Genomic DNA, 26051 nt, shown 5'->3' on the forward strand with positions numbered 1-26051 from the left:
ATTCAGCGTTGAAGGGCGCAGCGCTCGCAACCGGCACGCTCCGATGCCAGCGCACCCGTGGAACTGGCTCTGCCAGGCCACCGGGTGCGTCCCCCTGGGGGGAAGACGCGAAGCGGCTCAGGGGGGTGTCCCATCTAGTGCTTTCCCCACTCGCGTTCGTACGTGTGCACCAGCGCCTGGTTCGACAGCCGGTTCACATCGGCCGGCACGCGCGCCATGTCGAGCGGAAAGTCGAACAACAGCGGCAGCGTGTCGGCACCCAAGAACCGCAAATCGGCTGGCAGTGCCTCGGGCAGGCGCCAGGGCCTGCGGCTGGCGATGATGAAACCCCATTCGCCAAAGCTGGGTACATGCGCGTGGTAGGGCGCCGTCTGCAGGCCGATGGATTCGATGGTCTGCGCCACCGTCCAGTAGCTTTTGCGCGCCACCAGCGGGGAAGTGGTCTGCACCACCGCGTAGCCGCTGGCGGCCAGGCGCTTGTCCAGCAGCGCGTAAAAGCTGTTGGTGTAGAGCTTGCCGATGGAGAAATTGGTGGGATCGGGAAAGTCCACCACGATGACATCAAACGTGTCCGACCCATCCTGCAGCCAGCCAAATGCATCGGTGTTGACGATCTTCACCTTGGGGTTCTGCAGCGCGTGGCCGTTGAGCTGCGCGAGGCGTGGGTTCTCGCTGAAGATCTTCGTCATGGCCGGGTCCAGCTCCACCAGCGTCACGGATTCGACCGAGGGGTACTTCAGAATCTCGCGCACGGCCATGCCGTCGCCGCCGCCCAGCACCGCCACCTTCTTGGGCGCGCCATGGGCGGCCATGGCGGGGTGCACCAGGGCCTCGTGATAGCGGTACTCGTCGGCCTGCGCAAACTGCAGGTTGCCATTGAGGTACAGCCGGTGGCCCGCGCGCCCCTGCGTGACCACGATGCGCTGGTAGGGCGACGCAGTGCTGAAGACGATGCGGTCCTGGTAGAACTTGTCTTCGGCCACGCTGGTGATCTGCTCGGCCCCCGCCAGCGCGGCCAGCAAGATGCCCAGCACCATCACGCAGGCTGCCAGGTGCGCCTTCAGGCGCCGCAACTCGTGCCGAAACAGCCACACCGCCCACAGCGCCACGGCCGCATTCATCACCCCAAACAGCAGCCCCGTGCGGATGAGCCCGAGGTGCGGCACCAAGAGCAGCGGAAACGCCATCGACACCGCCAGCGCGCCCAGGTAGTCAAACGTGAGCACCTGCGAGACCAGGTCCTTGAGCGCCACGTTGCGCTTCAAGATGCGCATCACCAGGGGGATCTCCAGCCCCACCAGCGTGCCCACCATCAACACCATGCCGTACAGCAGAAACCGGAAAGCGCCGGGCGTGTACGCATTGGCCAGGAACAGCGTGGCAGGCAAGGCTCCGCCAATCAGCGCCACCAGCAATTCGATGCGCAAGAAGTGCGCGGGCAGTTGCCGCTCGAAGTACCGCGACAGCCACGAGCCCACGCCCATGGCAAACAGGTAGGTGCCGATGATGGTGGAAAACTGCAGCACCGAATCGCCCAGCACATACGACGCCAGCGCGCCCGCAGCCAGCTCGTACAGCAGGCCGCAGGCGGCCACCACGAACACGCTGATGAGCAGGGCGATTTCGATGGGGCGGGGGCCGGCGGTGGCGCCCGGGGCCTCGGACGGCGAGGCAGGAGAAGTCAGGTCGGATTGCAAGGCAGGTACCGGCGCGCCGCAGGGGCGCGCGCCGTTTCAGGCAAGGTGCGTCAGTGAATGGCCGCCGCCACGATGATGCTGATCCCCAGGCACATCGCCGCCACAACCATAGCCAGGGCTTTGTTTTGTTTCTCGACGATCTCGCGCCACAGGTCGTAGGGCGTGATCTTGTCCACGATGACAAAACACAGCCAGAAAATGACCACGCCAATCAGCGCGTACAGCATGGACCCGAGGAAGGCTGCGGGCCGGAGCCATTCGATTCCCATCATGGTGTGAACTCCTTGAAACGGTGGTGTGTGGGTGGTGGTGGGGTGGTGAAGACGGGGCTCATGGATCTGTCTGCAGGCAGGCGCCTTGGAGCGCCCGCCTACTTGTGGCTTCCGCCGGACGAGTATCCGCCGAACGAGCCGCCCGAGCTGCGGTAGCCGCTGCCCGATGACCCCGAACAATTGCTCAGGATGATCAGCAGGATGATGATGATGATCGCAATCAGGATGATGGTGCCGCAGCCCAGGCCCGACTTGGCGGTGAAGGGGCCGGGGTCGTCGCGCTGCAGTACATCGGCCTTGTCTTCGAGCTTGAAGGCCTTGGCCACGGTGTCGCTGGCCAGCTTGTCACCGGCGGACCAGGTGACTTCGTTCGGCGTTTGCTCCAGCGACAGCAGGCCCTTGGCGCTTGCAAAGTCGCGGTTGCTGGTTTTCTGGCCCCGCGTGACCTGCCAGTAGAACTCGCCCAGCACGTAGGTGGTTTCGGCCTCGTAGGTGTACTTGAGCTCGTACTTGGTGCCCATGTAGGTGGCGGTGCGGCCGTTGGACGAGAGCTGCGGCGCACCGGTGGTGGGGCGCACCATGCTCCAGCCTTCTTCGGAATCGACCAGGAAGGCAAACCCGCGCTTCTGGTTGTAGAGCAGGTATTCGCTCCAGCCAAAGTGCTCGTCGTCGCCCGGCTCCACGCCCATGCGGTGCTGAAAACCCACCACCTGCCAGTGCACACCCTGCAGCTGGCCCTTGCTGCCCAGCGGAATGAGGGGCTGCACGGGCTCGTCCTGCTCGGCCGAGCGCAGTTCGCCGCCCACGCCGCTATCGAGGCTGATGATGCTGGCGCAGGAACCGCAGGTGATGCTTTTGGTGCCCGCCAGCTTCACCTGCACGGGCGCGCCGCAGTGCGGGCAGTTGAACTGGCGGCCTTTTTCGTCCTTGGCGGATTCGTCCTTGAGGCCCTGGAGCTGCAGGTCTTCCAGCAGTACCGACTTGCCGCGCTCCACGTTGGGCGGGGTGTGGCCGTAGTCGATGCTGACCACTTCACCGTCGGCGCTGCGCAGCTCGACCATGCCGAAGGGCTGGCCCAGCGGGGGCAGCTTGGGCAGTTCGCCCTGGGCAGAGATCAGCGATGCCTGGCCGGTGTAGGCCACGCTGTAGGGCTTGCCGTTGATGGCGGTGGTGGTGCCGATGCGAAAGCGCTCGGGCGCAGGCATTTCGCGGCCGGGGTCGATGGGGCGCGTGAAGACATAGGCACCGTTGTCCTCACCCAGCGTGGCCAGGGTGCCGTCGTTCAGGAAGGCGGCCCATTCGGTCCAGACCCCTGCATCGCCTTTGTATTGCAGGCGACCCACCAGGGTGAAGGGCACATCCTTGCCTTCGAGCTGGATGCGCCCGCTGGCCATGAGCTGCAGGGGGCTGTGGTCGTCGAACAGCTCGGCCATCTTGCCCAGGCGCGTGAGCACGTCGCCGCTGCGCACAACGGTGCTCTGGCAGTAGCCGCAGACGGCGTGCGTGGACTGCGCGCTGCGGAATTCAACCGGCGCGCCGCAGCCCGGGCAGGGCGCGCGGTAGTAACGCTGTGTGGGGTCGGTGGCCATCGTGGGGCTGCTGCCTGCGCCGCGCTACACGGCTTTGAGGCCTTTTTGGCCTCTAGCGCTTATCCCTCCAGCGCAAACAGCTATATTTATGATAGCAACCGGGTTCAGACCAGCTTCTTGAGCAGCTCAGCCTTCTTGGCGTCGAACTCTTCCTGCGTGAGGATGCCCTTGGACTTGAGTTCGCCCAGCTTTTCCAGCGTTGCCATGACCTCTTCGGGCTTGACACCCACCGGGGTCGCAGCGGCCTGCGCTGCCGCAGCAGCAGCGGGAGCCACCGGGGTCTGCAGGCCCTGCTGCAGGTTTTGCGCCAGCACCTGGCCCAGCGCCACGCCCGCGCCGAGGCCCATCGCATCGCCCGCAATGCCGCCACCACCGCCACTGGCTTCGGCGAACTTGGGGATGGCCTGCGCCGTCTGGTACTGCATGAATTTGGCCATGTCGTTGCCCACCATGCCCATGCCGATCTTCTGGTCGAGGATCTTTTGCAGCTCTTCGGGCAGCGAGACGTTCTGCACCGTGAGAGATTCGATCAAGATGCCCAGCTTGGCAAAGATGGGCGCCAGTTCCTTGACCATCGCCTCCGCAAACATCACCTGGTTGGCCGCCAGGTCCAGAAACGGCAGGCCGCTGCCCGCAATGGCGTTGCTGATGTTCTGCAGCACCAGGCCGCGCAACTGGCCTTCCAGGTCGGCCACGGGGTAGGACTCGCGCGTGCCCGAGATTTCGGTGTGGAAAGCCTTGGGGTCGGCAATGCGGAAGGCGTAGTTGCCGAACGCGCGCAGGCGCACGGCGCCGAAGTCCTTGTCGCGGATCGTGATGGGCTGGGGTGTGCCCCACTTCTGGTCGATCTGCTGGCGTGTGCTGAAGAAGTACACATCGCTCTTGAAGGGGGACTCAAAGAGCTTGTCCCAGTTCTTCAGGTACGTGAGCACCGGCAGCGTCTGCGTGGTGAGCTTGTAGGTGCCGGGACCAAACACGTCGGCCACCTGGCCTTCGTTCACGAAGATGGCCATTTGCGACTCGCGCACCACCAGCGTGCCGCCGTTCTGGATTTCCATGCCCGCCATGGGGAAGCGCCAGGCCAGCGTGCCGTCCCCCTCTTCGGTCCATTGAATGATGTCAATGAACTGTTTCTTGATGAAGTCCATGAGGGCCATGTGTGCTCCCAAAGCAAAAGAGGGGGTTGAAAAGAGCGGCCATCATAGCAACGGGGGCATGGCGCGGAGCGGCTTTTTTTAAGCCCCATCGGTGAACTGGTTCACGCGCTGAACCAGTTTGGTTGGCATGGCGCCGCCCGACCGGGATGCATGGCCGCTTGATAGTGGCTATCTCCGGCTTAGTGATGATCAATTAGCCAACGCTATTGAGAATTACTACCATTTCAACATCCCTGCTCACCACGGCAGGCCCTGATGAAGAAGTGAAAAGGAGTCCGCCATGTCCCACATCCGCCGCGCTGCCCGCCAAAACAAAACCATGCTGATGAAGACGGGTAGCTACTACGTGATCCACATCTGCGTGGCCGCCCTGGTGGCCTATGCCGTCACGGGCAACCTGTGGGCCTCGCTGACACTGAGCCTGCTGGAGCCCACGGTGCAGGCGGTGGCCTTCTTCTTCCATGAAAAGGCCTGGGACCGGGCTGCCCGGCGCGGCGCTGACGACGCCACACAGGCACCCAGCCCAGCCGCCTTGCAGGCCGTTTGAACCAACGTCTGAACCACCCGTACGAAGGAGCCCCCATGTACAGCATTCCCTTGCGCAGCCGCACCGCTACCGGCTTGGCCTTTCAACGCTGGCTCGTTCACCGGCTGGCCGGGCTGGTTGTAGCCAGCTGAGGTCGCCCGAGGCCACTCCAGCGCTGGCGCTGAAAACAACAATGCCCCGGCTGGCGGGGCATTGTCGGGAGCGCGGGAGAAACGACTCAGGCCTTCACGTCGAGCAGCGAACCCATCATTTCGTCTTGTGCCTTGATGGTCTGCAGATTGGCCTTGAAGGCGTAGGTGGCCGACATCTGCTCGACCGCCTCCTTCTCCAGCGCCACGCCCTCGGCCTCTTGCTGGCGCTGCACGGTGGCGCGCACGCCAGCGCTGTCGGCGGCCTCTTCCTGCGCCACCACCTGGCGGCGGTAGTTGGGGGTGTTCATGTTGGCCACGTTGTTGGCCGAGGCATCCAGCCGCAACTGCGCGGCCTGCAGGCCGGAACTGCCAATCGAAGAAATGGTTGCCATGGTGTGCCCCGCTCAAAAGCGCCAAAGAGTTGGCATTGTGTGCCTGCGCCGCGCTGCGGGCAAGCCATCAACCATGGGCCTCCAGTAGGCATTGCGCAAACGCCTGCGCCGCCCTCGGCGGTTGCGGCGACTTGCGCAGCACGCTCACAAACTGGCAGCGGTAGTGGAACTGTGCGGGCAGAACGGCCTGCATGAGCCCCTGGCGCTCGAAGCCTTCGGCGTAGTGGTCGGGCAGAAAACCCAGGTAGCGGCCTGAGAGGATCAGCGTGGCAATCGACTCCTGGTCGAACCCGGTGGCCTTGCGCGGCAGGCGGGTGCTGTGGCTCAGCTCCATGTTGGGCGAGTGGTAGCCCAGGCCCGCAAACTGGTAGGCGCGCAGGGATTCCCAGGTGAGCGCAGCATGGTCGGTGCCATACAGCGGGTGGCGCGCGCCGCAGTACAGCAGCATGGTTTCGGTGAACAGGTCGGCGTAGACCAGGCTCTGCGACGTGCGGTGCGCGGGGATGATGCCCACGTGGAAGCTGCCGTCGATCAGCCCACGCTCGATGGCCGGGATGGACGCCACGTGCATCTGCAGGCTGACTTCGGGCGCTTGGCTGGCAAAGAGCGCAATCGCATCGCCAATGTGCGCCGCCGGGTTGCTGGCCGTCTTGTCGAACACCGCCACCTCCAGCCGCCCGCCCATGCGGCGGTGGATGTCGTCGATGCTGCTGCGAAAGGCGTCCACGGCCGACAGCAGGCGCAGGGTCTCGTCGTACACGCGCTGCCCCTCGGCCGTGAGGGCAAAACCGGCCCGGCCCCGGCGGCACAAGGTGAGGCCCAGGCGGGTCTCCAGGTCCTTCATGTGGCGGCTGACGGTGCTGGTGCCAATGTTCAGCTCCAGCTCGGCGGCCGACATGCCGCCGCACTCGACCACGCTCTTGAAGACCTGCAAGAGGCGCAGGTCCATGTCGCTGAGCTGGCCCAGTACGGCGCGGTGTTTGGGGGAAGGGTGGGGTGGAGGTGTTTTTACTTGCATAAACCGTCAAGTAAACATTGATATTGGAGTATTGGAGAGATTAACAGGCAGCGCAACAATGCCCTACGTCAAGCCCCAGACCGCTGGGGTTGCCCGCCTTTTGTCGCCGCCTTTGCACTGGAGAACCCCATGAGCTTCGTCAACATCGAAAAACCCGCCGCTGGTGCCGAAGGCCCCCGCATGGACGCCGAATGGCTGGACGCGCACTGGATGCCCTACACGGCCAACCGCCAGTTCAAGGCCAACCCGCGCATGATCGTGGAGGGCAGCGGCGCCTACTACACCGACGCGGACGGTCGCAAGATTTTTGATGGCCTCTCGGGCCTGTGGTGTGCGGGCCTGGGCCATGGCCGCCGCGAGATCGCCGAGGCCATTGGCAAGCAGGCGATGAAGCTGGACTACGCGCCCGCCTTCCAGTTCGGCCACCCGCTGTCGTTCGAGCTGGCCAACCGGGTCAAGGAACTGACGCCTGCGGGCCTGGACTATGTGTTCTTCACCGGCTCGGGCTCCGAGTCGGCCGACACCTCGCTGAAGATGGCGCGCGCTTACTGGCGCAACAAGGGCCAGGCAAGCAAAACCCGCCTGATCGGCCGCGAAAAGGGCTACCACGGCGTGAACTTCGGCGGCATCTCGGTGGGCGGCATTGTTGCCAACCGCAAGATGTTCGGCCAGGGCATCGAAGCCGACCACCTGCCCCACACCCAGCCACCCGCTGGCTCGTTCCACAAAGGCATGCCGCCCACGGGCAAAGAGCTGGCCGACCGCCTGCTGGACGTCATTGCGCTGCACGACGCATCGAACATTGCCGCCGTGATCGTGGAACCTTTCTCGGGCTCGGCCGGTGTGGTGATCCCGCCCGTGGGCTACCTGCAGCGCCTGCGCGAGATCTGCACGCAGAACAACATCCTGCTGATTTTTGACGAAGTGATCAGCGGCTTTGGCCGCAGCGGCGCCTGGACCGGGGCAGAAGCCTTCGGCGTGACGCCCGACATCCTGAACTTTGCCAAGCAGGTGACCAACGGCGCACAACCGCTGGGCGGCGTGGTGGCCACCAAGGAAATCTACGACACCTTCATGGCGGCGGGCGGCCCGGAGTACATGCTGGAGTTCGCGCACGGCTACACGTACTCGGCCCACCCTGTGGCCTGCGCGGCGGGCATTGCGGCGCTCGACATCCTGCAGAAGGAAGACATGATCGGCCGCGTGAACGCGCTGGCGCCGTACTTCGAGCAAGCCGTGCACAGCTTGAAGGGCGCCAAGCATGTGGCTGACATCCGCAACTTTGGGCTGGCTGCTGGTTTCACCATTGCCGCGCTGCCGGGCGAGCCGGCCCGCCGCCCCTATGAAATTGCGATGAATTGCTGGAAGAAGGGCTTTTACGTGCGCTACGGTGGCGACACCATCCAGCTGGCGCCGCCCTTCATCAGCGAGAAGGCCGAAATCGACCGCCTGATCAACGCACTGGGCGATGCCCTGGCTGAAACGGCGTGATGACACACCCCCGGCCCTTGCACGGCGGCCGCTGGCCTGGCGCGCGCCGTTTCATCCGCCAGCGGGAATACTCCTGATTCAATAGCTGCTAGCGTTTTCTAGATAAGCGCTAGCGGCACTTTTTATCCATATTTTTGCCATGAACCACGACAAGAACGTCACCACCACCGTCGGCCACCTGATCGACGGCAAGATCGTTGCGGACACGGCGCGCACGCAGCCGGTGTTCAACCCCGCCACGGGCCAGTCGACCACCTGCGTGGCGCTGGCCAGCAAGGCTACTGTGGAGGCCGCCATTGCTTCGGCCGAAGCCGCCTTCCCCGCCTGGCGCAACACGCCGCCCCTGAAGCGCGCCCGCGTAATGAGCAAGCTGAAAGTCCTGCTCGAAGAAAACGCCGACAAGATCGCCGCCCTGATCACCGCCGAACACGGCAAGGTGCTGGCCGATGCACACGGTGAGCTGCAGCGTGGCATTGAAAACGTCGAATACGCGAGCTACGCGCCCGAGCTGCTCAAGGGCGAGCACAGCCGCAACGTGGGCCCCAGCATCGACTCGTGGAGTGAGTTCCAGGCGCTGGGCGTCACCGCAGGCATCACGCCCTTCAACTTCCCGGCGATGGTGCCGCTGTGGATGTGGCCCATGGCCGTGGCGTGTGGCAACACCTTTGTGCTCAAGCCTTCGGAGCGCGATCCCTCCTCCACGCTGTTCATCGCCCAGCTGGCGCTGGAAGCGGGCCTGCCGCCCGGCGTGCTGAACGTCGTCAACGGCGACAAGCTGGCCGTGGACACTCTGCTGCAGGACCCGCGCGTGAAGGCCGTGAGCTTTGTCGGCTCCACCCCCATTGCCGAATACATCTACAGCGAAGGCTGCAAGCACGGCAAGCGCGTGCAGGCCCTGGGCGGCGCCAAGAACCACGCCGTGCTCATGCCCGACGCGGATGTGGACAACGCCGTGAGCGCCCTGATGGGCGCGGCCTACGGATCGTGCGGCGAGCGCTGCATGGCCATCCCGCTGCTGGTGGCCGTGGGCGACGAAGTGGGCGACGCCGTGATCGCGGGCCTGAAGACCGAGATCGCCAAGATGAAGGTCGGCCCCGGCACCGACAACAGCAACGACATGGGCCCGCTGGTCACGAAGCCGCACTTCGAGAAGGTGAAGGGCTATGTCGACCAGGGCGTGGCAGAGGGTGCCACGCTGGTGGTCGATGGCCGCGGCGTGAAGGTTGCGGGCCATGAGGAAGGCTACTTCCTGGGCGCGTGCCTGTTCGACAACGTCAAGCCCGGCATGAAGATCTACCAGGAAGAGATCTTCGGCCCCGTGCTCGGTGTGGTGCGCGTGAAGACGCTGCAGGAAGCCATGCAGCTCATCAACGACCACGAATACGGCAACGGCACCTGCATTTTCACGCGCGACGGCGAGGCCGCCCGCTACTTCACCGACCACATCCAGGTGGGCATGGTGGGCGTGAACGTGCCCCTGCCCGTGCCGGTGGCTTACCACTCGTTCGGCGGCTGGAAGCGTTCGCTGTTCGGCGACCTGCACGCCTACGGCCCCGACGCCGTGCGCTTCTACACCAAGCGCAAGACCATCACCCAGCGCTGGCCCAGCGCCGGTGTGCGCGAGGGCGCGGTGTTCAGCTTTCCGAGCAGCCGATAGAGCGCAGCGCGCGCCCAGGGCCCGTTCAAAGTCCCCCCGAGGGGTTGACAGACAGGCCGGGGAGTGCGTTCGCGTGTGTGAAATGCCTCTTGCAGCATATTCGTTGACCGCTCCCGTGTTGCCGTCATAGTATTCCTGAGCCTATCACTCACTAATGGAGGAGAACTCATGGAAGCATTTATGGGGATGATCATGCCGGTCGGGTTCAACTACGCGCCGCGCGGCTGGGCGTTCTGCAACGGACAGACGGTTCCTATTCAGCAAAACTCAGCCATGTTCGCCTTGCTGGGAACCACGTACGGAGGGGATGGCGTGAACACCTTCGGCCTGCCGGATTTGCGGGGCAGGGTTCCCGTCGGATCACAAGCCGCTGGACCAGGATTGACCCCCATCGCACAAGGCGAGAAGGCGGGTACCAACACCAACACTGTGATTGGCACAGGCTCGGCGACGGTGACACTCAATGCCTCGAATCTGCCACCGCACACGCACCCGGCCACCTTCGACCCCGCAGGGCTCACGGGCACAACGCATTTGCAGGCGTCCACGGGCACCACGGGCACCAGCACGACTCCCGCCAATGGCTCTTTCCTCAGCGCATCGCCGAGTGGACCGAGCAGCGCGTCCATCTACTCACCGACCGCAACGGGTCCTGTCAACCTGGGCGGCGTCAGCACCGCCATTGGTGGCACAGGCGCGGTGACGGTGGGCGCCAATACCGGCGGACAGCCGTTGGCCGCCCCCGTGACGACCACTGCCATGGTGTCCAACATGCAGCCGTATCTGGGCCTCAACTACATCATTTGCATGGAAGGCATCTTCCCATCGCGCAACTGAGATCGTTGGACGGTCTCGCGCAAGCAGCGCTGCGGTCGCTGCGGTCGCTGCGTGCGGCGTGGGCACCTGTGCGGCTGTCGCATAGCTGCACTGGGGCACCTGGTCTGGGGCATGGATTGTCTGCAGCCAGGTGGCCAGCAAGCGCCGCAGCTTGTTCTGCGGCCCCCGGCACCGTGATCTACTTGCAGTGTGTCCCCGTTGGCGATGCAGGAACCGCCCCACGGATGGCGTTGCCTTCAAGCGCTACGCGGTCAGGCACATTTCATTCCCCCGTCGAAGATGGCTTCAACAACGGAGCGATTGCGCTGGCAGGTCTCACTGCGAAGTGCTTCTCCAGATCATCTGTACGAACAGATCGTCTTCGGTCACGGAAGTGAATCCGCATTTTTGATACAGACACTGCGCTGGACCGTTGTATCGCCCTACCGCCAGACACAGTGGCAGGCCCTGCGCTGCTGCATGGCGCTGCAGCGCAGCCAACGCAGCCATTGCAGCGCCGCTGCGGCGAGCTGGCGGCGCAATGGCGATATCCACCAGACGCAATTGTTCGGGTGAGGCGTCTACCACCATGCGCCCTATTGGCTGGCCGGAACGCAGCAGTACCAACTGGCGGGCCAAGGGGAACTGGTGGCGGTAGCCGGTCTCCTGTGCATTGAACTGCATGGCTATCAACTGCTGGAGCATCGCGAGGTCGGGGATGGCCTGCTGGAGGTCATCGCGGGTAGATAGATAGAGTTCCAGCAGAAAAGGCTGATCGTCGTCGGCCCTCTCACGCAGGGCGAATGGTTCAGATAGCAAATACACAGTGGATTCTCGGCTGTAGGATGTTGAGTGGGTCGTGGATACCAGCCCATTCTGGCAACTCAATGGCCTGTATCCAACCCTTTTGTGATCCCTCAACACACGCCATCGATGAGCACCACTTTTGAATCCGTCAACACCCTGGTGGGCAGTCCCTTCGTCGCACTGACAGAGCATGGCCCTGTGGAGCTGGTTTTGGTAGAAGCTACCGAACGGGCGCGCGGCCATTTGCCAGAGCAATTTCGGACACCGTTCACACTGCTATTTCATGGACCAGATGTTCCAAGGCTTTCTCAGGCAACGTACACCCTGAGCCACCCGCAATTGGGAAGTGTGCAGTGGATGCTGGTGCCCAGCATGCCGGATACGCGCTCGCCGAACATCGCCCGCTATGAGGCGCTGTTTGGCTAACAGCTTGCCCCCATGGGAAGCACCGCTAACGATAGCGCCCGCTTCGATCTGTTGCCCGCTGGAGCTGGAAACGGACTGAAAACCGTCGATGACAGAAGGACCGCTGCAGTCCATTTCTGCGGTCTTTTTTCCGTATCTCGGCCATGGACTGCGCTGACCGCAAAACAGCCCTGGCTGGGAACGATTGTGGTGAAGCCCACAGCTTCGCAGCTCGAAGCTCCAGGCCGGACGGGCTCGAAGCGGAGCTCCAGGCCACTTCGGCAGCGGTTGCATAAAGGTTGCACTTCGCGCTGGAGCGATCCGCCGCATTCCAACCCAGACGGCAAAGCTGAATTTCCCATGTAAGCAGATTCGCTTACTAGGGTTTTTACCGAACGCGGCCTACAATCGCCCACCCTTACGAAAGCTGACAACCTGCGCCGGACCTGCTTGAACCGGCGTGGCATTGACACCCCAAGCTGGAGACAATTGAATGCCCGAAAACACCACGGCCCAGAACAACAACGATTCCGACAAGCGCGCCCAGTTGCGCCGTGCCGCTCTCGAGTACCACGAGTTTCCCAAGCCCGGCAAGATCGCCATTGCCGCCACCAAGCAGATGGTCAACCAGCATGACCTGGCGTTGGCCTACTCGCCCGGTGTGGCTGCACCTTGCGAAGAAATCGTCAAGGACCCGGCCAATGCCTTCCGCTACACCTCGCGCGGCAATCTGGTAGCCGTCATCACCAACGGCACCGCCGTGCTGGGCCTGGGCGACATCGGCGCGCTGGCCTCCAAGCCTGTGATGGAAGGCAAGGGCGTTCTGTTCAAGAAATTCGCCGGCGTGGATGTGTTCGACATCGAGATCGACGAAAAAGACCCCAAAAAGCTGGTGGAAGTGATCGCCGCGCTGGAGCCGACCTTCGGCGCCATCAACCTCGAAGACATCAAGGCCCCCGATTGCTTCTACGTGGAGCGCGAGCTGCGCAAGCGCATGAAGATTCCGGTCTTCCACGACGACCAGCACGGCACGGCCATCACGGTGGCGGCGGCCATCGTGAATGCGCTGAAGGTGGCGGGCAAGAAGATCGAGGAGGTGAAGCTGGTCACCAGCGGCGCGGGTGCAGCGGCGCTGGCCTGCCTGAACCTGTTGCTCAAGGTGGGTTTGCAGCGCAAGAATGTGTTTGTCACCGATCTGGCTGGTGTGGTCTACGAGGGCCGCGAAGAGCTGATGGATGACGACAAGCGCCAGTTCATGCAAAAGACCGACGCGCGCAAGCTGGCCGAGGTGATGGTGGGGGCGGACGTGTTCCTGGGCCTGTCGGCGGGCAATGTACTCAAGCCCGAAATGGTGGCCACCATGGCCGAGCGCCCGGTGATCTTCGCCCTGGCCAACCCCAACCCCGAAATCACGCCCGAGCTGGCGCACAGCGTGCGCAGCGACATCATCATGGCCACGGGGCGTTCGGACTACCCGAACCAGGTCAACAACGTCCTGTGCTTCCCGTATATCTTCCGCGGCGCACTCGACTGCGGCGCCACTACCATCACCGATGAGATGGAAATCGCGGCCGTGCACGCCATCGCCGAGCTGGCCCAGGCCGAGCAGAGCGAAGTGGTGGCCGCAGCCTATGTGGGCGAGAAGCTGTCATTCGGCCCCGAATACCTGATTCCCAAGCCGTTCGACCCGCGGCTGATGATGAAGATTGCACCGGCCGTGGCCCAGGCGGCCATGGACAGCGGCGTAGCCCAGCGCCCCATCGCCGACATGGACGCGTACCGCGACCGGCTGCAGACCTTTGTCTACGCCTCCGGCACGACGATGAAACCCATCTTCGACGCAGCACGCACCGCCGCCAAAAAGCGCGTGGCCTACGCCGAGGGTGAGGAAGAACGCGTGCTGCGCGCCGCGCAGATCGTGGTGGACGAGAAGGTGGCCCGCCCGACGCTGATCGGCCGCCCCGCCATCATTGCCCAGCGCATCGAAAAGTTTGGCCTGCGCCTGAAGGAAGGCGTGGACTACGACGTGGTCAACACCGACTTCGACCACCGCTACCGCGACTTCTGGCAGACCTACCACCGCATGACCGAGCGCAAGGGCATCACCCAGCAGGTCGCCAAGATCGAAATGCGCCGGCGCCTCACGCTCATCGGCGCCATGATGCTGCACAAGGGCGAGGTGGACGGCCTGATCTGCGGTACCTGGGGCACCACCGCCAACCACCTGATGTACATCGACCAGGTGATTGGCAAACACGCGGGCGGCGCGGACAGCACGGCACAGGACGTGCCGGTGTACGCCTGCATGAACGGCCTGATGCTGCCCGGGCGCCAGGTGTTCCTGGTGGACACCCACGTCAACTATGACCCGACGCCCACCGAGCTGGCGGAGATCACCGCACTGGCTGCCGAGGAAATGATGCGCTTTGGCGTCAAGCCCAAGGCCGCGCTGCTGTCGCACTCCAACTTTGGCACCAGCAACCACCCCAGCGCCGTCAAAATGCGCCAGACACTGGAGCTGCTGCGCCAGCAGGCCCCCTGGCTGGAAGTGGACGGCGAAATGCATGGCGACGTGGCACTGGATGGCAAGGCCCGCGCGGCCGTCATGCCCAGCAGCGAGCTGACGGGTGACGCCAACCTGCTGGTATTCCCCAACATCGATGCTGCCAACATTGCCTACAACCTGCTCAAGACCGCCGCGGGCGGCGGCATCGCCATCGGCCCCGTGCTGCTGGGCGCGGCCAAGCCGGTCCATATCCTGACGCCCAGCGCCACCGTGCGCCGCATTGTGAACATGACAGCACTTACCGTGGCCGATGCCAACGTTTCAAGATAAGCCAAGAATTGATAGCAAGCGCTAACTTAAAGAGCTTACTTCTCCCTTCAGCGTCTGCCCAATCTTTGTGCAGACGCTTGCTTTTTGGGGGCCGTTGAGCGACACTAGCGGCTCGAAATTTCGGGTTAACCCGTAGTTTCTGAAAGGTTCGTTGATGCTGAAGGCTGTAGCCACCCGGGCGCGCAAAGCAGGGTTTTTGTGTGTTTTGGGTGTTGCGTTCGTGTTGTCCCCGGTAGCGGGGCATGCCCGGAACTCCCCGTCCACCGACGGCTCCATCCCCCCTATCGCATTGGCCGAGTTGCCGCCCCAAGGGCGAGCGACGTATGCGCTGATCCGTGAAGGAGGGCCCTTTCCGTATGACAAGGACGGAACAGTTTTTGGCAATCGCGAGCGGCTGTTGCCCGCCCACAAGCGGGGCTACTACCGTGAGTACACCGTCAGAACACCAGGATCGCGCAACCGGGGAGCCCGGCGCATTGTGTGTGGCGGCAAGCCCCGGGTTCCGGACGCCTGCTACTACACCAGCGATCACTACGCCAGTTTTCGCGAGATCGTCGAGTGACCCCCGTTGCGCTGCACGCAGGCCAGAGATACGCTGGCAGCGGTAAGCGCGCCCCCTTGAATCCCCCACCCGCAGGCTGCATCCCGCAGCCCTGCGAAATGCCAGAAGTTTGTGGACTTTAAAAAGAAAGAGTAGCGGAGATGCAGACGCCACTTCGTAAAGACCTGGAAACGCCACTGCGTGGCGTGCGCACCAACATCGTGCAGTCCATTCGCGCTTTCCGCGTGCAGGACCTGCAGGATGCGGCCACCTCCATGGGTCACCATTTCTTGTACGCCAACCTGGCCCACGCGCAGTCCAAGCAGGATGTGCTGGACCTGATTGCCGGGCAATTCACCTTCCCGTCGCACTTCGGCAAGAACTTTGATGCGTTGTACGACTGCATGACGGATCCCTTGCATAAATCGGGCCCGCAGCCTGGTTTCATCGTGGTGCTGGAGCAGATCCCCGCCACGGGCAAGTTCGACAAGGAAGCGCGTGAACAACTGCTCGATATCTTCCGCGACGCCGCCGACTACTGGGGCGACCGCAAGATACCGTTCCGGTGTTTCTATTCTTTTCTGTAGCCCGTTCTGCATCCACCAGCCAAGCAGAACGGGCGAACGAGGCTACCGGCACCCAACAAGGTGTCGAGGGCATTGAAATCGGCACGGATTCCGCCGAAAAAATGCCGACCGACAAGCTTGTCGATGTCTCCCCGATGGCGCTGCGCATGAGCAGCCCTTTCAACGCGGGTTACTGGCTGAGCGCGGCCTGAATTCGGTACATCCCCCTGAGGCGCTGCGCGCCTTCCCCCTTCTCTCGAATTGCTGCGCCATTCGGGAAGGGGGACGATGCCCTCGCGGCGGGGCGGCCCTTGCTTGGCATCTCTCGCCTGGGGCGCGCCAGTTGTTGACGCTTTGCAGCCAAATCAGGCACTAGCGCTTATGCATCAAGCGCTAGCAGCTATTAATTTATGAGCATTCCTGCGCCAGAGCGACAAACTCGCTCACCGGCACTTCCTCGGCGCGGCGCTGGGTGTCGAAGGTGCCGGCGAACTGGCGCGCTTCGAGCCAGCGGCCCAGGGTGTGGCGCAGCAGCTTGCGGCGCTGGCTGAAGGCGACCTGCACCAGTTCTTCCAGCAGGGGCACCGACAAAGGCGCAGGCTCTGCGTGCGGCACCATGCGCACGACGGCGCTGTCCACGCGTGGGGGTGGGTCAAAGCTCTCAGGCGGCACGAACAGCACGTTTTCCATGGCGTAGCGCCACTGCAGCATGACTGACAGGCGCCCATAGTCGCTGGTGGCAGGCTTGGCCACCATGCGGTCGATCACTTCCTTTTGCAGCATGAAGTGCTGGTCTTCGATGACTTGCACATGGTCCAGCAAGTGGAACAGGATGGGCGTGGAGATGTTGTAGGGCAGGTTGCCCACCACGCGCAGCTTGAGGTCGGGCAACGCGGCTTTCTCGCGCATGGCCAGTGCCAGCGCGGTGAAGTCCACCTTGAGCACGTCGGACTCGATCACTTCCAGCTGACCGTGCAGCCGCAGGCGCAAGGCCAGATCGCGGTCCAGCTCGATGACCGTGAGGCGCCCCAGACGCTCGACCAGGGGCTGGGTCAGCGCCGCGAGGCCCGGCCCGATCTCAACCATGGGCTGGCCCGGCTGGGGTGCAATGGCCTGCACGATGTCTTCGATGATGGCCTTGTCGGACAGAAAATGCTGCCCGAAGCGCTTGCGGGGGATGTGTTTCAACGCGTGCTTACCTGTCTGATCATCGATCGGTCACTGCGGTGGCTCGCGGTATTCGACATACGCGCGTCCGCGCAGCTCCTGCGCCCAGGTGGCGTAGGCCTCGTCCAGTTTCTTCTCGCGCACGGTGTCGCGCGCCATGTCGCGCTGCTCGCGCTGGGTGAGCTTGGCCTCGCGGCGCTCCAGCAGCTGGATCAGGTGCACGCCGAAACGCGAAACCACGGGTTCGCTGATGTCGCCGGGCTTGAGGGCGTTCAGGGCCTGCTCGAACTCGGGCACATAGCGGCCGGGGGTGGCCCAGCCCAAGTCGCCACCTTCCTTGGAGCTACCGTCCTGCGAGTGCTCGCGGGCCAGCGCCGCAAAATCGGCCTGCCCCATCTGCACACGGCGGCGGTAGTCGGCCAGGCGAGCGGCGGCGGCGCTTTCGGAAAGTTGCGGCCCCGTGCGCAGCAGGATGTGGCGGGCATGGTTTTGCACCACCGTGGTGGGCACGCCAGCCGTGACTCGCTCGATCACCTTGAGCACGTGGAAGCCCGCTGGCGAGCGCACGGGCCCGACGATGCTGCCTACGGGCAGGCCCAGCGTGGAGTTCACAAACAGCTCGGGATACCGGTCGGCCGGGCGCAGGCCCAGCTGGCCGCCCGCACGCTGCCCCTCGGGCGCGTCCGAAAACTCGCGGGCCACGGCCGCAAAGTCTTCCCCCGCGCGCACCTTGTCGGCCGCGCGCTGGGCGCGTGCCTGGCGCTCCGCCACCTGCACGGGGCTCGCGTTCTCGGGCACCAGCACCAGCACATGGCCCAGGTTGATCTCCATCGAAGCGACATCGTTGCCCTTTTGCTGCTCGCGCAGGTACTGGTCGATGTCCAGGTCGGTGACTTTCACGCGCGCCTCCACCTCGCGCTCGCGCAGGCGCTGCAGCAGCAACTGGTTGCGCAATTCCTCGCGGAAGCGCTCCTTGCCCATGCCGTCCCGCGCCAGGCGGCGGTAGAGGTCATCGACCGACATGTTGTTCTGGCGGGCCACGCCCTGTTCGGCCTGCGACACGGCGTAGTCATCCACCTTGAGGCCCGATTCCTTGGCTTGCTGCAGCTGTGCGCGCTCCAGGATGATGCGCTCCAGCACCTCGCGCGCCAGCAGCTCCCGGGGCGGCATGGCACCCCCTTGCTGGGCCAGCTGGGCTTCGGCGCGGGCCAGGCGCGCGCGGACCTCGTTGTTGGTCACGGGCTCGGAATTGACCACGGCGACAATGAAATCCGCCTGCCGGGGTGCCGAGCTGCTGCTACCACTCGCCGTTTCTGCAGGCAGCGTGATCGATGGTGCGGCCGCCGGGCGCGCCGTCAGCCCTTTGCCCGACGGTGCGCCGGAAGGGCGCAGCCCTTGGGCCAGGGCGCCCTGGGAGAGCAGGGAAGCCAGGGTGGCAATGGCCAGTGCAATGACACGGTGATTCATGGCGTTAAGCGTAGGAGCGTTGGGCGTTAGTCGTAGTTGCTGAAACGGCTGGGCGTTGTGACCTGCTCGCGCAGGTTCTGGTAACGCGGCACATTCTGCTTGAAGGTGTCCAGGGGGCTGGAGCCCAGGCTCAGGCGCGAAAAGCCGACGAACTCGATCTGGAACAGCAGGCGGGTGTTGGAGGTGGTCACGCTGCTTTGCAGGCGCTCCAGCACCACACGGCCAATCCAGCAGCAGCTGTCGTACTCCAGGCCGACCACGGTGTCCACCAGCTTGCGGTCCTGCAGGCTGTAGTTCAGACGGCCTACGCTGTACCAGCGCCCGCCGCCCTGGCCACGGCCTGCGCCCAGGTCTTTGCCCTTGTCGCCCCACAGGTCGTTGAGTGGCCACTGCCAGCCGATGTCGATCTGCTCGCTGGTGCCACGCTGCAGGCGGTAGGCCGCGCTCACGGTGCGGTAATTGCCGGGGCTGTAGCGCGCGCCGATGGTCGAGCGGATAGAGCGCCCCGTCTTGGGGTTGTACTGCACGGTGGAGTCAAAGCCCCACTGGGGCGTCCAGCTGATACCCGCGCCCAGCAACAGGTCCGACAGACGCTCGCTCACGGGGGTACCGCCGGGCAAGGTGACCTTCTGGTCCGAGAACCGCAGCCGCTGGGCAATGCCAAAGCGCGCGGCCTCGGCGCCCGTGTTCGGGTCCAGCAGCCGGGTGGTCACGCCCAAGGTGAGCAGGTTGTTGTCGGCCAGCCGGTCGTTACCGCCGAAAGCGTTCTCGGTGTAGATGGTGGCGAAGTTGAAATCATTGGCCGCCGTGTCGTACACGGGCAGCATGCTCTGGTCACGGTAAGGCGTGTAGGTGTAGAACGCGCGCGGCTCCAGCGTCTGCAAAAAGGCGCGGCCAAAGTAGGCGGCATCGCGTTCGAACACCAGCCCGCTGTCCAGGCTGAAGGTGGGCAGGGTGCGGTTGGCTGAACGCTGCCCGTTGGATAGCGCCGAGTCAAACTGGTACTGCGTGGCGTGCAATTGCAGGCGTGGGGTCACGAAGCCACCGGGCGCCAGAAACGGCCGGCTGATCTGCGCCATCGCATAGCTGCGGTTGGCATTGGGCTGGCCTGTCAGCTCGCGGGCGGCCTGGAAGCGGGTGGTGTCCAGCTCCACGCTGGCATCGAGCCCGCCACCCAGCTGCGACGGTGCATAGCGCCACTGCAACTGGGGCAGCCGGTCATACGGCGGCACGATGGGCGAGGTCACGTCCTGCAAGGTCTGCCACTTGAGGGTGCGCACGCTGGCGGACATGTCATTGCGCGCCCACGACAGCGTGGCGTCGCCCGGCAGCAGGCGCTGGCGCAGCAGGTCGGACGCCCGGCCAAAGTCGCGCCAGTAGTTGTCGTCGCTCACGCGGTTGACGTTCAGATTGAGCCCCAGCCCGCCCATCGGCGTGTCAAAGGCGCCTTGGTGCTGGCCCGAAAAGCTCCAGCGCATGCGGTCGCGCAGGCGGTCGGTGGGCATGACATCGGCGCTGATCTGGCCGGTGTAGCTGGGCTCCAGGTAACGGAATTCGCCGCCCAGGTTGGCGCCGCGCTTGGTCATGAGTGCCGCGCGCAGCGTGGCGTCGCGGTTGGGTGCGATGTTCCAGTAGTAGGGCTGGATGTACGCCACCCCGTCGCGGCTGTCCAGCCCGATGGTGGGCGGCAGCAGGCCGGACTTGCGCTTGTCCGACAGCGGGAAGGTGATGTACGGAATGGGCAGCACAGAGACGCCCTTGAACTCCAGCACCGCGTCTTCGGCGGTGCCGACCTCTTCCTCGTTGTCGATGCGAATGGTGGCGGCGCGCAGCACCCAGTCGGGCTGCCAGCTTTCCTCATTGCCGCGCTCGCAGGTGGTGTAGGTGGCGTTGTGCACCACGGCACGGTCGCGGTCGATGAAATCCACGCGCGTGGCGTCGCCGTGCGCGTGGGTGGCCAAAAATTGGTAGCGCGCGTCGCTGAAGAAACCCTCAAAAGCATCCACCCGCAGCTCCAGCGCCGTGCCTTCGTACACGTTGCCCGCGCGGTTGATGCGCACCTTGCCGTTGGCCTTGGCCAGGTCTTCGGGCACGTTGTAGTCCAGGCGGTCGGCACGGATCACGGTGTCGCCCCGGCGCAATTCGGCATTGCCTTCGATGACGGCGTTCAGGTCGGTCTGGCCGCTGATCCGGTCCCCCGTCACAAAAACGGGGAGCTGGGGCCGGACCGCCTCGGGAATCTTTTCCTGAAGCAGGGGCGAGGTGCGCAGCGCAGGAGGTGCATCCCAAGCGCTAGCAGGCGGGGCGGCGTCAGGCGCCTGCGCCAGCACAGAGAGCGGCAGACCGCACCAGGCCAGCGCCACGCCATAAGCCAGGGCCCGGGGTACGGGAGCGCGCAGCCGCTCGGGCTTCGCCTTGGCGGGCCGGGGCCGGAGGGAGGATGTCTGCACGGTGGGGGGCTTGCAGCGTGGCACGTGGGGCGGTGGGCAGGGGCGGATCAAAGAAGGAGGAACCCGCCCACCTCAGAGCCTGGGGGGAGCGGGTTTGTAAAATCGGATTATCCATGAGCCACCCATCTTCCCCTTCTCCCGCCTGCCCGCCCCCGGGCACGGCCGTGGCACCCCCCGCAACTTCCACCGTGGCCTGGCCCGATGCGGCCCGCCAGACAGCCTTCGAGGCCTGGCTGGCGCCCCTGGTGGGCCCGCACCAGCTACTGCCCGCCACGCTGCGCCCCGCCTCGGCGGACGCGAGCTTTCGGCGCTACCTGCGCATCGACAGCGCCATGGGCAGCAGCCGCATCGTGATGGATGCGCCGCCGGACAAGGAAAACTGCAAGCCCTTCGTGCAGGTGCAGGGCCTGATGGCCGCTGCGGGCCTGAACGTGCCGCAAATCCTGGCCTGGGACGAGCCCGGCGGCTTCATGCTGCTGTCCGACCTGGGCCACCAGACGCTGATCGAGCTGCTGAACCCCGAAAAGCCGCAGGACGCCTACGCCTGGTACCAGCAGGCCACCGATGTGCTGCTGGACTGGCAAAAAGCCTCCCAGCCCGGCGTGCTGCCGGCCTATGACGAGGCGCTGCTGCGCCGCGAACTGGCGCTGTTCCCCGACTGGTACCTGGCCAGGCACCGCAGCGTCACGCTGGACGACAAGCAGCAGGCCACGCTGGCCAGCGCCTTTGATGCCATCGTCGCCCACAACCTGGCCGCCCCCCAGGTCTATGTGCACCGCGATTTCATGACCCGGAACCTGATGGCCCCCACCGAACAGGGCGCGCCCCTGGGGGTGCTGGACTTCCAGGACGCCGTCTACGGCCCTATCACCTACGACATTGCCAGCCTGCTGCGCGATGCGTTCATCAGCTGGGAAGAGGAATTTGTCATCGACATTACGGTGCGTTACTGGGAGAAGGCGCGCAAGGCCGGACTGCTGGGGGCCCGCAGCGCCAGCGGCTGGGGCGATGACTTCGGCGAGTTCTACCGTGCCGTGGAATGGATGGGCCTGCAGCGCCACCTCAAGGTCGCCGGCATCTTTGCGCGCCTGACCCTGCGCGACGGCAAGCCCAAGTACCTGGCCGATGCGCCGCGTTTCATGGCCTACATCCGCGCCACGGCCAACCGCTACCGGCAGCTGGGGCCGCTGCTCAAGATGCTCGACCAGATCGAAGGTACCGAGCCGGTGGTGGGCTTTGCCTACGGCCGGATGTAGCGGCGCGACTGGGCGCACACAGTAAAACAGAATAAAACTAGGCTCTAGCGCTTGTCTATCAAGCGCAAGTAGCTATAAATTAAGTAGCAAATGCCCCGTTTCCATTGCCCGGCCCTTCTGGCCACCGGCGCCGAGCTAGACCTGCCCCCCGGCGCTGCGCGCCACGTGCAGGTGCTGCGCCTGCAGCCGGGCGACACCATCACGCTGTTCCACGGCGGGCAAGCCGAGAGCGACCCGGGCGGCGAATTCGACGCCACCATACTGAAGATGGGCCGCAGTGACGTGCGTGTGGTGGTGGGCGCCCACCATGCCACCGAACGTGAAGCCCCGCGTGCCGTGCACCTGCTGGCCGGTATCACCGCCAACGAACGCATGGACTGGCTGGTGGAGAAAGCCACCGAGCTGGGCGTGGCGAGCATCACGCCCCTGGTGGCCGAGCGCAGCGTGCTCAAGCTCAAAGGCGAGCGGGCCGAGAAAAAAATCGCCCACTGGCAGGCCGTGGCCGTGGCCGCCTGCGAGCAGTGCGGCCGCAACCGCGTGCCCGTGGTGCACAACGCCGTGGACCTGGCCGGCTGGGTACGCGCCCAGGCCGAGGCCACCACAGTGCAGCGCCTGCTGCTGTCGCTGCGCGCGGGCACGGCGCCGCTGCACACGGCGGCGGGCCCGGCCGGGCCCGTGGTGTTTCTCTCCGGCCCCGAAGGCGGGCTCTCCAGCACCGAGGAAGACCTGGCACTGCAACACAGCTTTGCCCCGATCACGCTGGGCCCCCGTGTGCTGCGCGCCGAGACCGCACCGCTGGCCGCCTTGGCGGCACTCACGCTTCTTTAAGGATGACCTGCATAACTCCCTGCGGTCTGTGATAGCGCGGCCTCGGGCGGTTCGCTGCGTTGCTTTTCTTGCCAATAGCCCGGCTATTGGCTGCCAGAAGACGCCTTGCGCCCCATCCCGATCCGCACTACCACCGACTCGCGAGGGTTATGCAGGACATCCTTAACGGGGTCAGGGTCCTTCGGCGAAACCCCAGGCCGCGCCTGGGCAGGGCTGTACGCCGGGCGATGACCCTCCTAGAATGAAAAGCGCACGGCCAGGCCCCGTTGCACGCCGCAGCGCAGCCCCACCCATCCACACGCCACCCGACCGCCCGGGCAGGAGCACCCACCTTGCGCACACCTTCCCGCTGGCACCGCATTCGGGACGTGGTTCTCTCCACCGACCGTCGGCGGCGCACGCTGGTGGCCATGGCGTTGCTCGCGCTGGTGCTCATGACCAGCAGTGCGGGCGTCATGCTGATGGTGGCAACGGCGAGCAGCGCAGTGAACGCCGTTGCCGTGCAATGGTGGGCCGCCATCTCGGTCGGCGGGATGGTGGTGATGACCGCGTTCATCCGTTCGGGCGAGACCGCGCGGCTCAGCGACCCCTCACTCACCGTGCCCCAGATGGTCTGGACCATCACCAGCGGCGCCGTGGCTTATGTGCTGGCGGGCGACGCGCGGGGCGTGGTGCCCGCCGTGCTGGCCATGATCCTGTTCTTTGGCACCTTTGGCCTGACCGTGGCCGAGGTGATCGGCATCGGCGTGTATGCACTGCTGGCCTTCGGCTGTGCGGTGGCGGCCACCACGCGTTTTAACGCCAGCCCGTTTGGCTACCTGGATACCGCCTATGCGCTCATGGTGCTGATCGTGCTGGGGGGCAGCATTGCGCTGAACCTGCGCATCCAGCGTATCCGCGCGCGGCTGCAGGAGCAGCGCGAGGCGCTGGCCCAGGCGCTCGCCGTCAACCGCGATCTGGCCACCCGCGACGAGCTGACCGCCCTGCCCAACCGCCGCGCCATGCAGGACCTGATGGAGCTGGAACGCCGCCGCAACCTGCGCAACGGCCGCCCCCTGCTGCTGGCCCAGCTGGACATTGACCACTTCAAGCGCGTCAACGACACCCATGGCCACGCCACGGGCGACCGGGCGCTGCAGGCCTTTGCGGGCATCGTGCGGGCCAGCGTGCGCGACACCGATGTGCTGGCCCGCTGGGGTGGCGAAGAGTTTGTGCTGCTGCTGTCCGACACCCAGATGGACGATGCCCGCGACCTGCTGGAGCGCGTGCGCCAGGCCGTGGCCGCGATGGAGATTCCGCACGCTGCCGGCGTGCTGCGCATGACGGTATCGGCTGGCCTGGCACTGCACCTGCCCGGCGACATGGTGGAGCAGACGCTGGAGCGCGCCGACCAGGCGCTGTACACCGCCAAGTCGCTGGGGCGCAACCGCGTTGTGGTGGCGCCCTCCGGCCCGCGCGCCGCGCGGGCGTCGGCCGCGTCCTCCTGACTCCCGCAGCCTGGCCGGTGCAGGTGCTCAGGCACTCAGCCGTGGCGGCGCGCGCATCTGCTCCGGGGTGGTGAAGTAGGCGGCCAAGGTGCCGAGCTGCTCGCGCGCCTGACGCAGCTCGTGCCGCGCCACAGTGCGCAGGTGCACCTCGTCGGGCCCATCCATCAGCCGCAGCGCGCGGCCCCAGGTCCAGAACGCCGCCAGCGGCGTGTCGGGCGACAGGCCCATGGCGCCAAAGATCTGCATGGCGCGGTCCACCACGCGCTGCTGCAGGCGCGCGGCCACCACCTTGATGGCGGCGACCTGGGCACGCACAGTGCGCGCATCCGCAGCGTCGCCCTGGTCCAGCAGCCAGGCCGCATGCAGCACCAGCAGGCGCGCCTGGTCGATCTCGATGCGCGACTCGGCCAGCCATTCCTGCACATTGGCCTGCTCGGCCAGCGGCTTGCCAAACGCCGTGCGCTCCAGCGCCCGCTCGGTGGCCAGGGAGAGCGCCAGCTCGCACTGGCCGATGGTGCGCATGCAGTGGTGCACACGGCCGGGGCCCAGGCGCGCCTGCGCCATCGCAAAGCCGGCGCCCCAATCGCCCAGCAGGTGGTCCGCAGGCACACGCACACCCTGCAGCAATATCTCGCAATGCCCCTCGGGCGCATGGTGGTGCAGCACGGGGATGTTGCGCACGATCTGCACACCCGGCGCGTCCACGGGCACCAGCACCATGCTGTGGCGATGGTGGCTGTCGGTCTGGTCGTCACCTGCATTGCGGCACAGCACGATGAGCAGCTGGCAATGCGAATGCGCCGCGCCGGTGATGAACCACTTGCGACCGCTGAGCACCAGGTGGTCACCCTCGCGCCGCACCGTGGTCTGCAGGTTGGTAGGGTCGGACGAGGCCACGTCGGGCTCGCTCATCGCAAAGGCCGAACGCATCTGGCCGTGCAGCAACGGCACCAGCCAGCGGGCGCGCTGGGCGGGTGTGGCAAAGCGGTGCAACAGCTCGATGTTGCCGGTGTCCGGCGCGTGGCAGTTGAACACCTCGGCCGCCCAAGGCAGGCGGCCCATGGCCTCGGCCAGCGGCGCGTAGTCGAGGTTGGACAGCCGCGTGCCGGGCTCGTCGTCCTCAAGCGTGGGCAGGAACAGGTTCCACAGGCCTTCTTCGCGCGCCAGCGCCTTCAGGTCCTCCACAAAAGGCGGCGGGTAGTCGCCCGCCAGCACGGCCGCATGCCAGGCAGGGTTGTAGGGCAGCAGATACCGGTCCATGAACGCCAGCAGGCGATCACGCCATTGAAGGACCAGAGGAGAAGGTGCGAAGTCCATGCGGACATTGTGAAAACAGCGCCAGCGCGCGTCACAACGCAGGCGACAACGGGCTTGATACAAGTCAGGACCGGGCCGGATGGGTGACACAGCGGGCTCGAAAATGCTTCTGTTTTTATAGCTGTTAACGCTTATCAAACAAGCGCTAGAGCCCTAT

At 65.1% G+C, this 26051-nt stretch carries 23 protein-coding genes; 12 read left to right on the plus strand and 11 right to left on the minus strand.

Translation table 11 applies throughout. The features are described from left to right. Nucleotides 1-134: 134 nt before the first annotated feature. The 4 genes from ACODS0_RS08595 to ACODS0_RS08610 form a co-directional block, all read right to left on the minus strand. The gene (locus ACODS0_RS08595; protein WP_174240421.1) at nucleotides 135-1697 is read right to left on the minus strand and encodes a polyamine aminopropyltransferase; all 1563 of its coding nucleotides are present in this window, start codon (nucleotides 1695-1697) and stop codon (nucleotides 135-137) included. Nucleotides 1698-1747: 50 nt separating this feature from the next. Further along, nucleotides 1748-1969 carry a DUF350 domain-containing protein gene (locus ACODS0_RS08600; protein ID WP_055398038.1) on the minus strand — a complete coding sequence of 74 codons (222 nt, stop codon included), beginning with the start codon at nucleotides 1967-1969 and terminating at the stop codon, nucleotides 1748-1750. A 98-nt stretch (nucleotides 1970-2067) separates the two neighbouring features. Continuing rightward, a complete protein-coding gene (locus ACODS0_RS08605; RefSeq protein WP_488834272.1) occupies nucleotides 2068-3558 on the minus strand; it encodes a DUF4178 domain-containing protein in 1491 nt (496 codons plus the stop codon). A gap of 104 nt (nucleotides 3559-3662) precedes the next feature. Continuing rightward, on the minus strand, nucleotides 3663-4715 hold the full coding sequence (locus ACODS0_RS08610; protein ID WP_055398033.1) for an SPFH domain-containing protein: 1053 nt from the start codon (nucleotides 4713-4715) through the stop codon (nucleotides 3663-3665). 280 nt (nucleotides 4716-4995) lie between these two features. On the opposite strand from ACODS0_RS08610, the gene ACODS0_RS08615 reads away from it, so the two are divergent. Continuing rightward, nucleotides 4996-5262, plus strand: a complete 267-nt coding sequence (locus tag ACODS0_RS08615) for a DUF2061 domain-containing protein (protein ID WP_055398031.1) — start codon at nucleotides 4996-4998, stop codon at nucleotides 5260-5262. Nucleotides 5263-5479: 217 nt separating this feature from the next. Here the strand turns inward: ACODS0_RS08615 and ACODS0_RS08620 are convergent, their stop codons facing one another. Further along, nucleotides 5480-5785, minus strand: coding sequence for a flagellar basal body protein (locus tag ACODS0_RS08620; protein WP_055398029.1), 306 nt, complete (start codon nucleotides 5783-5785; stop codon nucleotides 5480-5482). Nucleotides 5786-5852: 67 nt separating this feature from the next. After that, entirely contained in the window at nucleotides 5853-6803 is a 951-nt protein-coding gene (locus ACODS0_RS08625) for a LysR family transcriptional regulator (protein ID WP_431151272.1), read from the minus strand. Between the two features lie 129 nt (nucleotides 6804-6932). Here ACODS0_RS08625 and aptA point away from each other — a divergent pair, with 129 nt between their 5' ends. The 3 genes from aptA (at nucleotide 6933) to ACODS0_RS08640 (ending at nucleotide 10788) form a co-directional block, all read left to right on the plus strand. Beyond that, nucleotides 6933-8294 carry an omega-aminotransferase AptA gene (gene aptA / locus ACODS0_RS08630; RefSeq protein ID WP_055398024.1) on the plus strand — a complete coding sequence of 454 codons (1362 nt, stop codon included), beginning with the start codon at nucleotides 6933-6935 and terminating at the stop codon, nucleotides 8292-8294. Between the two features lie 139 nt (nucleotides 8295-8433). After that, nucleotides 8434-9951 carry a CoA-acylating methylmalonate-semialdehyde dehydrogenase gene (locus ACODS0_RS08635; protein WP_488834276.1) on the plus strand — a complete coding sequence of 506 codons (1518 nt, stop codon included), beginning with the start codon at nucleotides 8434-8436 and terminating at the stop codon, nucleotides 9949-9951. 168 nt (nucleotides 9952-10119) lie between these two features. Beyond that, entirely contained in the window at nucleotides 10120-10788 is a 669-nt protein-coding gene (locus ACODS0_RS08640) for a phage tail protein (RefSeq protein WP_488834278.1), read from the plus strand. Nucleotides 10789-11103: 315 nt separating this feature from the next. Here ACODS0_RS08640 and ACODS0_RS08645 read toward each other — a convergent pair whose 3' ends face one another. Continuing rightward, nucleotides 11104-11592, minus strand: a complete 489-nt coding sequence (locus tag ACODS0_RS08645) for a GNAT family N-acetyltransferase (RefSeq protein ID WP_158603285.1) — start codon at nucleotides 11590-11592, stop codon at nucleotides 11104-11106. 108 nt (nucleotides 11593-11700) lie between these two features. Between ACODS0_RS08645 and ACODS0_RS08650 the strand changes: the two genes are divergently transcribed. The 5 genes from ACODS0_RS08650 (at nucleotide 11701) to ACODS0_RS08670 (ending at nucleotide 16134) form a co-directional block, all read left to right on the plus strand. After that, nucleotides 11701-12000, plus strand: a complete 300-nt coding sequence (locus ACODS0_RS08650; protein ID WP_158603284.1) for a DUF6916 family protein — start codon at nucleotides 11701-11703, stop codon at nucleotides 11998-12000. Nucleotides 12001-12472: 472 nt separating this feature from the next. Next, complete coding sequence (locus tag ACODS0_RS08655) at nucleotides 12473-14815, plus strand: NADP-dependent malic enzyme (protein WP_488834282.1); 2343 nt, start codon at nucleotides 12473-12475, stop codon at nucleotides 14813-14815. A gap of 154 nt (nucleotides 14816-14969) precedes the next feature. Then, entirely contained in the window at nucleotides 14970-15377 is a 408-nt protein-coding gene (locus ACODS0_RS08660; protein WP_055398013.1) for a guanyl-specific ribonuclease, read from the plus strand. A gap of 140 nt (nucleotides 15378-15517) precedes the next feature. Continuing rightward, nucleotides 15518-15943 carry a barstar family protein gene (locus ACODS0_RS08665; protein WP_010464776.1) on the plus strand — a complete coding sequence of 142 codons (426 nt, stop codon included), beginning with the start codon at nucleotides 15518-15520 and terminating at the stop codon, nucleotides 15941-15943. Beyond that, nucleotides 15922-16134, plus strand: coding sequence for a hypothetical protein (locus ACODS0_RS08670; protein ID WP_147433275.1), 213 nt, complete (start codon nucleotides 15922-15924; stop codon nucleotides 16132-16134). Before ACODS0_RS08665 ends, ACODS0_RS08670 begins: the two co-directional genes overlap by 22 nt. Before the next feature lie 196 nt (nucleotides 16135-16330). Here ACODS0_RS08670 and rsmA read toward each other — a convergent pair whose 3' ends face one another. The 3 genes from rsmA to ACODS0_RS08685 are packed head-to-tail and all read right to left on the minus strand — an operon-like array spanning nucleotide 16331 to nucleotide 20955. Continuing rightward, on the minus strand, nucleotides 16331-17110 hold the full coding sequence (gene rsmA, locus ACODS0_RS08675; RefSeq protein ID WP_488834286.1) for a 16S rRNA (adenine(1518)-N(6)/adenine(1519)-N(6))-dimethyltransferase RsmA: 780 nt from the start codon (nucleotides 17108-17110) through the stop codon (nucleotides 16331-16333). 30 nt (nucleotides 17111-17140) lie between these two features. Then, the gene (locus tag ACODS0_RS08680) at nucleotides 17141-18556 is read right to left on the minus strand and encodes a peptidylprolyl isomerase (RefSeq protein WP_488834289.1); all 1416 of its coding nucleotides are present in this window, start codon (nucleotides 18554-18556) and stop codon (nucleotides 17141-17143) included. Between the two features lie 26 nt (nucleotides 18557-18582). Further along, entirely contained in the window at nucleotides 18583-20955 is a 2373-nt protein-coding gene (locus ACODS0_RS08685) for an LPS-assembly protein LptD (protein WP_488834374.1), read from the minus strand. Between the two features lie 164 nt (nucleotides 20956-21119). On the opposite strand from ACODS0_RS08685, the gene ACODS0_RS08690 reads away from it, so the two are divergent. From ACODS0_RS08690 to ACODS0_RS08700, 3 genes are all read left to right on the plus strand, one after another. Beyond that, a complete protein-coding gene (locus tag ACODS0_RS08690) occupies nucleotides 21120-22262 on the plus strand; it encodes an aminoglycoside phosphotransferase family protein (protein WP_488834291.1) in 1143 nt (380 codons plus the stop codon). A gap of 90 nt (nucleotides 22263-22352) precedes the next feature. Continuing rightward, nucleotides 22353-23090, plus strand: coding sequence for a 16S rRNA (uracil(1498)-N(3))-methyltransferase (locus ACODS0_RS08695; protein WP_488834292.1), 738 nt, complete (start codon nucleotides 22353-22355; stop codon nucleotides 23088-23090). Between the two features lie 332 nt (nucleotides 23091-23422). Next, a complete protein-coding gene (locus ACODS0_RS08700; RefSeq protein WP_228897118.1) occupies nucleotides 23423-24577 on the plus strand; it encodes a diguanylate cyclase in 1155 nt (384 codons plus the stop codon). A 27-nt stretch (nucleotides 24578-24604) separates the two neighbouring features. Here the strand turns inward: ACODS0_RS08700 and ACODS0_RS08705 are convergent, their stop codons facing one another. Then, on the minus strand, nucleotides 24605-25894 hold the full coding sequence (locus ACODS0_RS08705; protein ID WP_488834294.1) for an acyl-CoA dehydrogenase family protein: 1290 nt from the start codon (nucleotides 25892-25894) through the stop codon (nucleotides 24605-24607). Nucleotides 25895-26051: the final 157 nt, after the last annotated feature.

Source organism: Acidovorax sp. FG60 (assembly GCF_057808995.1).

What these genes read in the sequence shown, in the direction of transcription:
- aptA (WP_055398024.1), top strand. Translation starts at nt 6,933, where the DNA reads ATGAGCTTCGTCAACATCGAAAAACCCGCCGCTGGTGCCGAAGGCCCC.
- ACODS0_RS08705 (WP_488834294.1), bottom strand. Translation starts at nt 25,894, where the DNA reads ATGGACTTCGCACCTTCTCCTCTGGTCCTTCAATGGCGTGATCGCCTG.
- ACODS0_RS08680 (WP_488834289.1), bottom strand. Translation starts at nt 18,556, where the DNA reads ATGAATCACCGTGTCATTGCACTGGCCATTGCCACCCTGGCTTCCCTG.
- ACODS0_RS08625 (WP_431151272.1), bottom strand. Translation starts at nt 6,803, where the DNA reads ATGCAAGTAAAAACACCTCCACCCCACCCTTCCCCCAAACACCGCGCC.
- ACODS0_RS08655 (WP_488834282.1), top strand. Translation starts at nt 12,473, where the DNA reads ATGCCCGAAAACACCACGGCCCAGAACAACAACGATTCCGACAAGCGC.
- ACODS0_RS08665 (WP_010464776.1), top strand. Translation starts at nt 15,518, where the DNA reads ATGCAGACGCCACTTCGTAAAGACCTGGAAACGCCACTGCGTGGCGTG.
- ACODS0_RS08695 (WP_488834292.1), top strand. Translation starts at nt 22,353, where the DNA reads ATGCCCCGTTTCCATTGCCCGGCCCTTCTGGCCACCGGCGCCGAGCTA.
- ACODS0_RS08610 (WP_055398033.1), bottom strand. Translation starts at nt 4,715, where the DNA reads ATGGCCCTCATGGACTTCATCAAGAAACAGTTCATTGACATCATTCAA.
- ACODS0_RS08620 (WP_055398029.1), bottom strand. Translation starts at nt 5,785, where the DNA reads ATGGCAACCATTTCTTCGATTGGCAGTTCCGGCCTGCAGGCCGCGCAG.
- ACODS0_RS08615 (WP_055398031.1), top strand. Translation starts at nt 4,996, where the DNA reads ATGTCCCACATCCGCCGCGCTGCCCGCCAAAACAAAACCATGCTGATG.
- ACODS0_RS08635 (WP_488834276.1), top strand. Translation starts at nt 8,434, where the DNA reads ATGAACCACGACAAGAACGTCACCACCACCGTCGGCCACCTGATCGAC.
- ACODS0_RS08650 (WP_158603284.1), top strand. Translation starts at nt 11,701, where the DNA reads ATGAGCACCACTTTTGAATCCGTCAACACCCTGGTGGGCAGTCCCTTC.
- ACODS0_RS08690 (WP_488834291.1), top strand. Translation starts at nt 21,120, where the DNA reads ATGAGCCACCCATCTTCCCCTTCTCCCGCCTGCCCGCCCCCGGGCACG.
- ACODS0_RS08640 (WP_488834278.1), top strand. Translation starts at nt 10,120, where the DNA reads ATGGAAGCATTTATGGGGATGATCATGCCGGTCGGGTTCAACTACGCG.
- ACODS0_RS08600 (WP_055398038.1), bottom strand. Translation starts at nt 1,969, where the DNA reads ATGATGGGAATCGAATGGCTCCGGCCCGCAGCCTTCCTCGGGTCCATG.
- ACODS0_RS08605 (WP_488834272.1), bottom strand. Translation starts at nt 3,558, where the DNA reads ATGGCCACCGACCCCACACAGCGTTACTACCGCGCGCCCTGCCCGGGC.
- ACODS0_RS08660 (WP_055398013.1), top strand. Translation starts at nt 14,970, where the DNA reads ATGCTGAAGGCTGTAGCCACCCGGGCGCGCAAAGCAGGGTTTTTGTGT.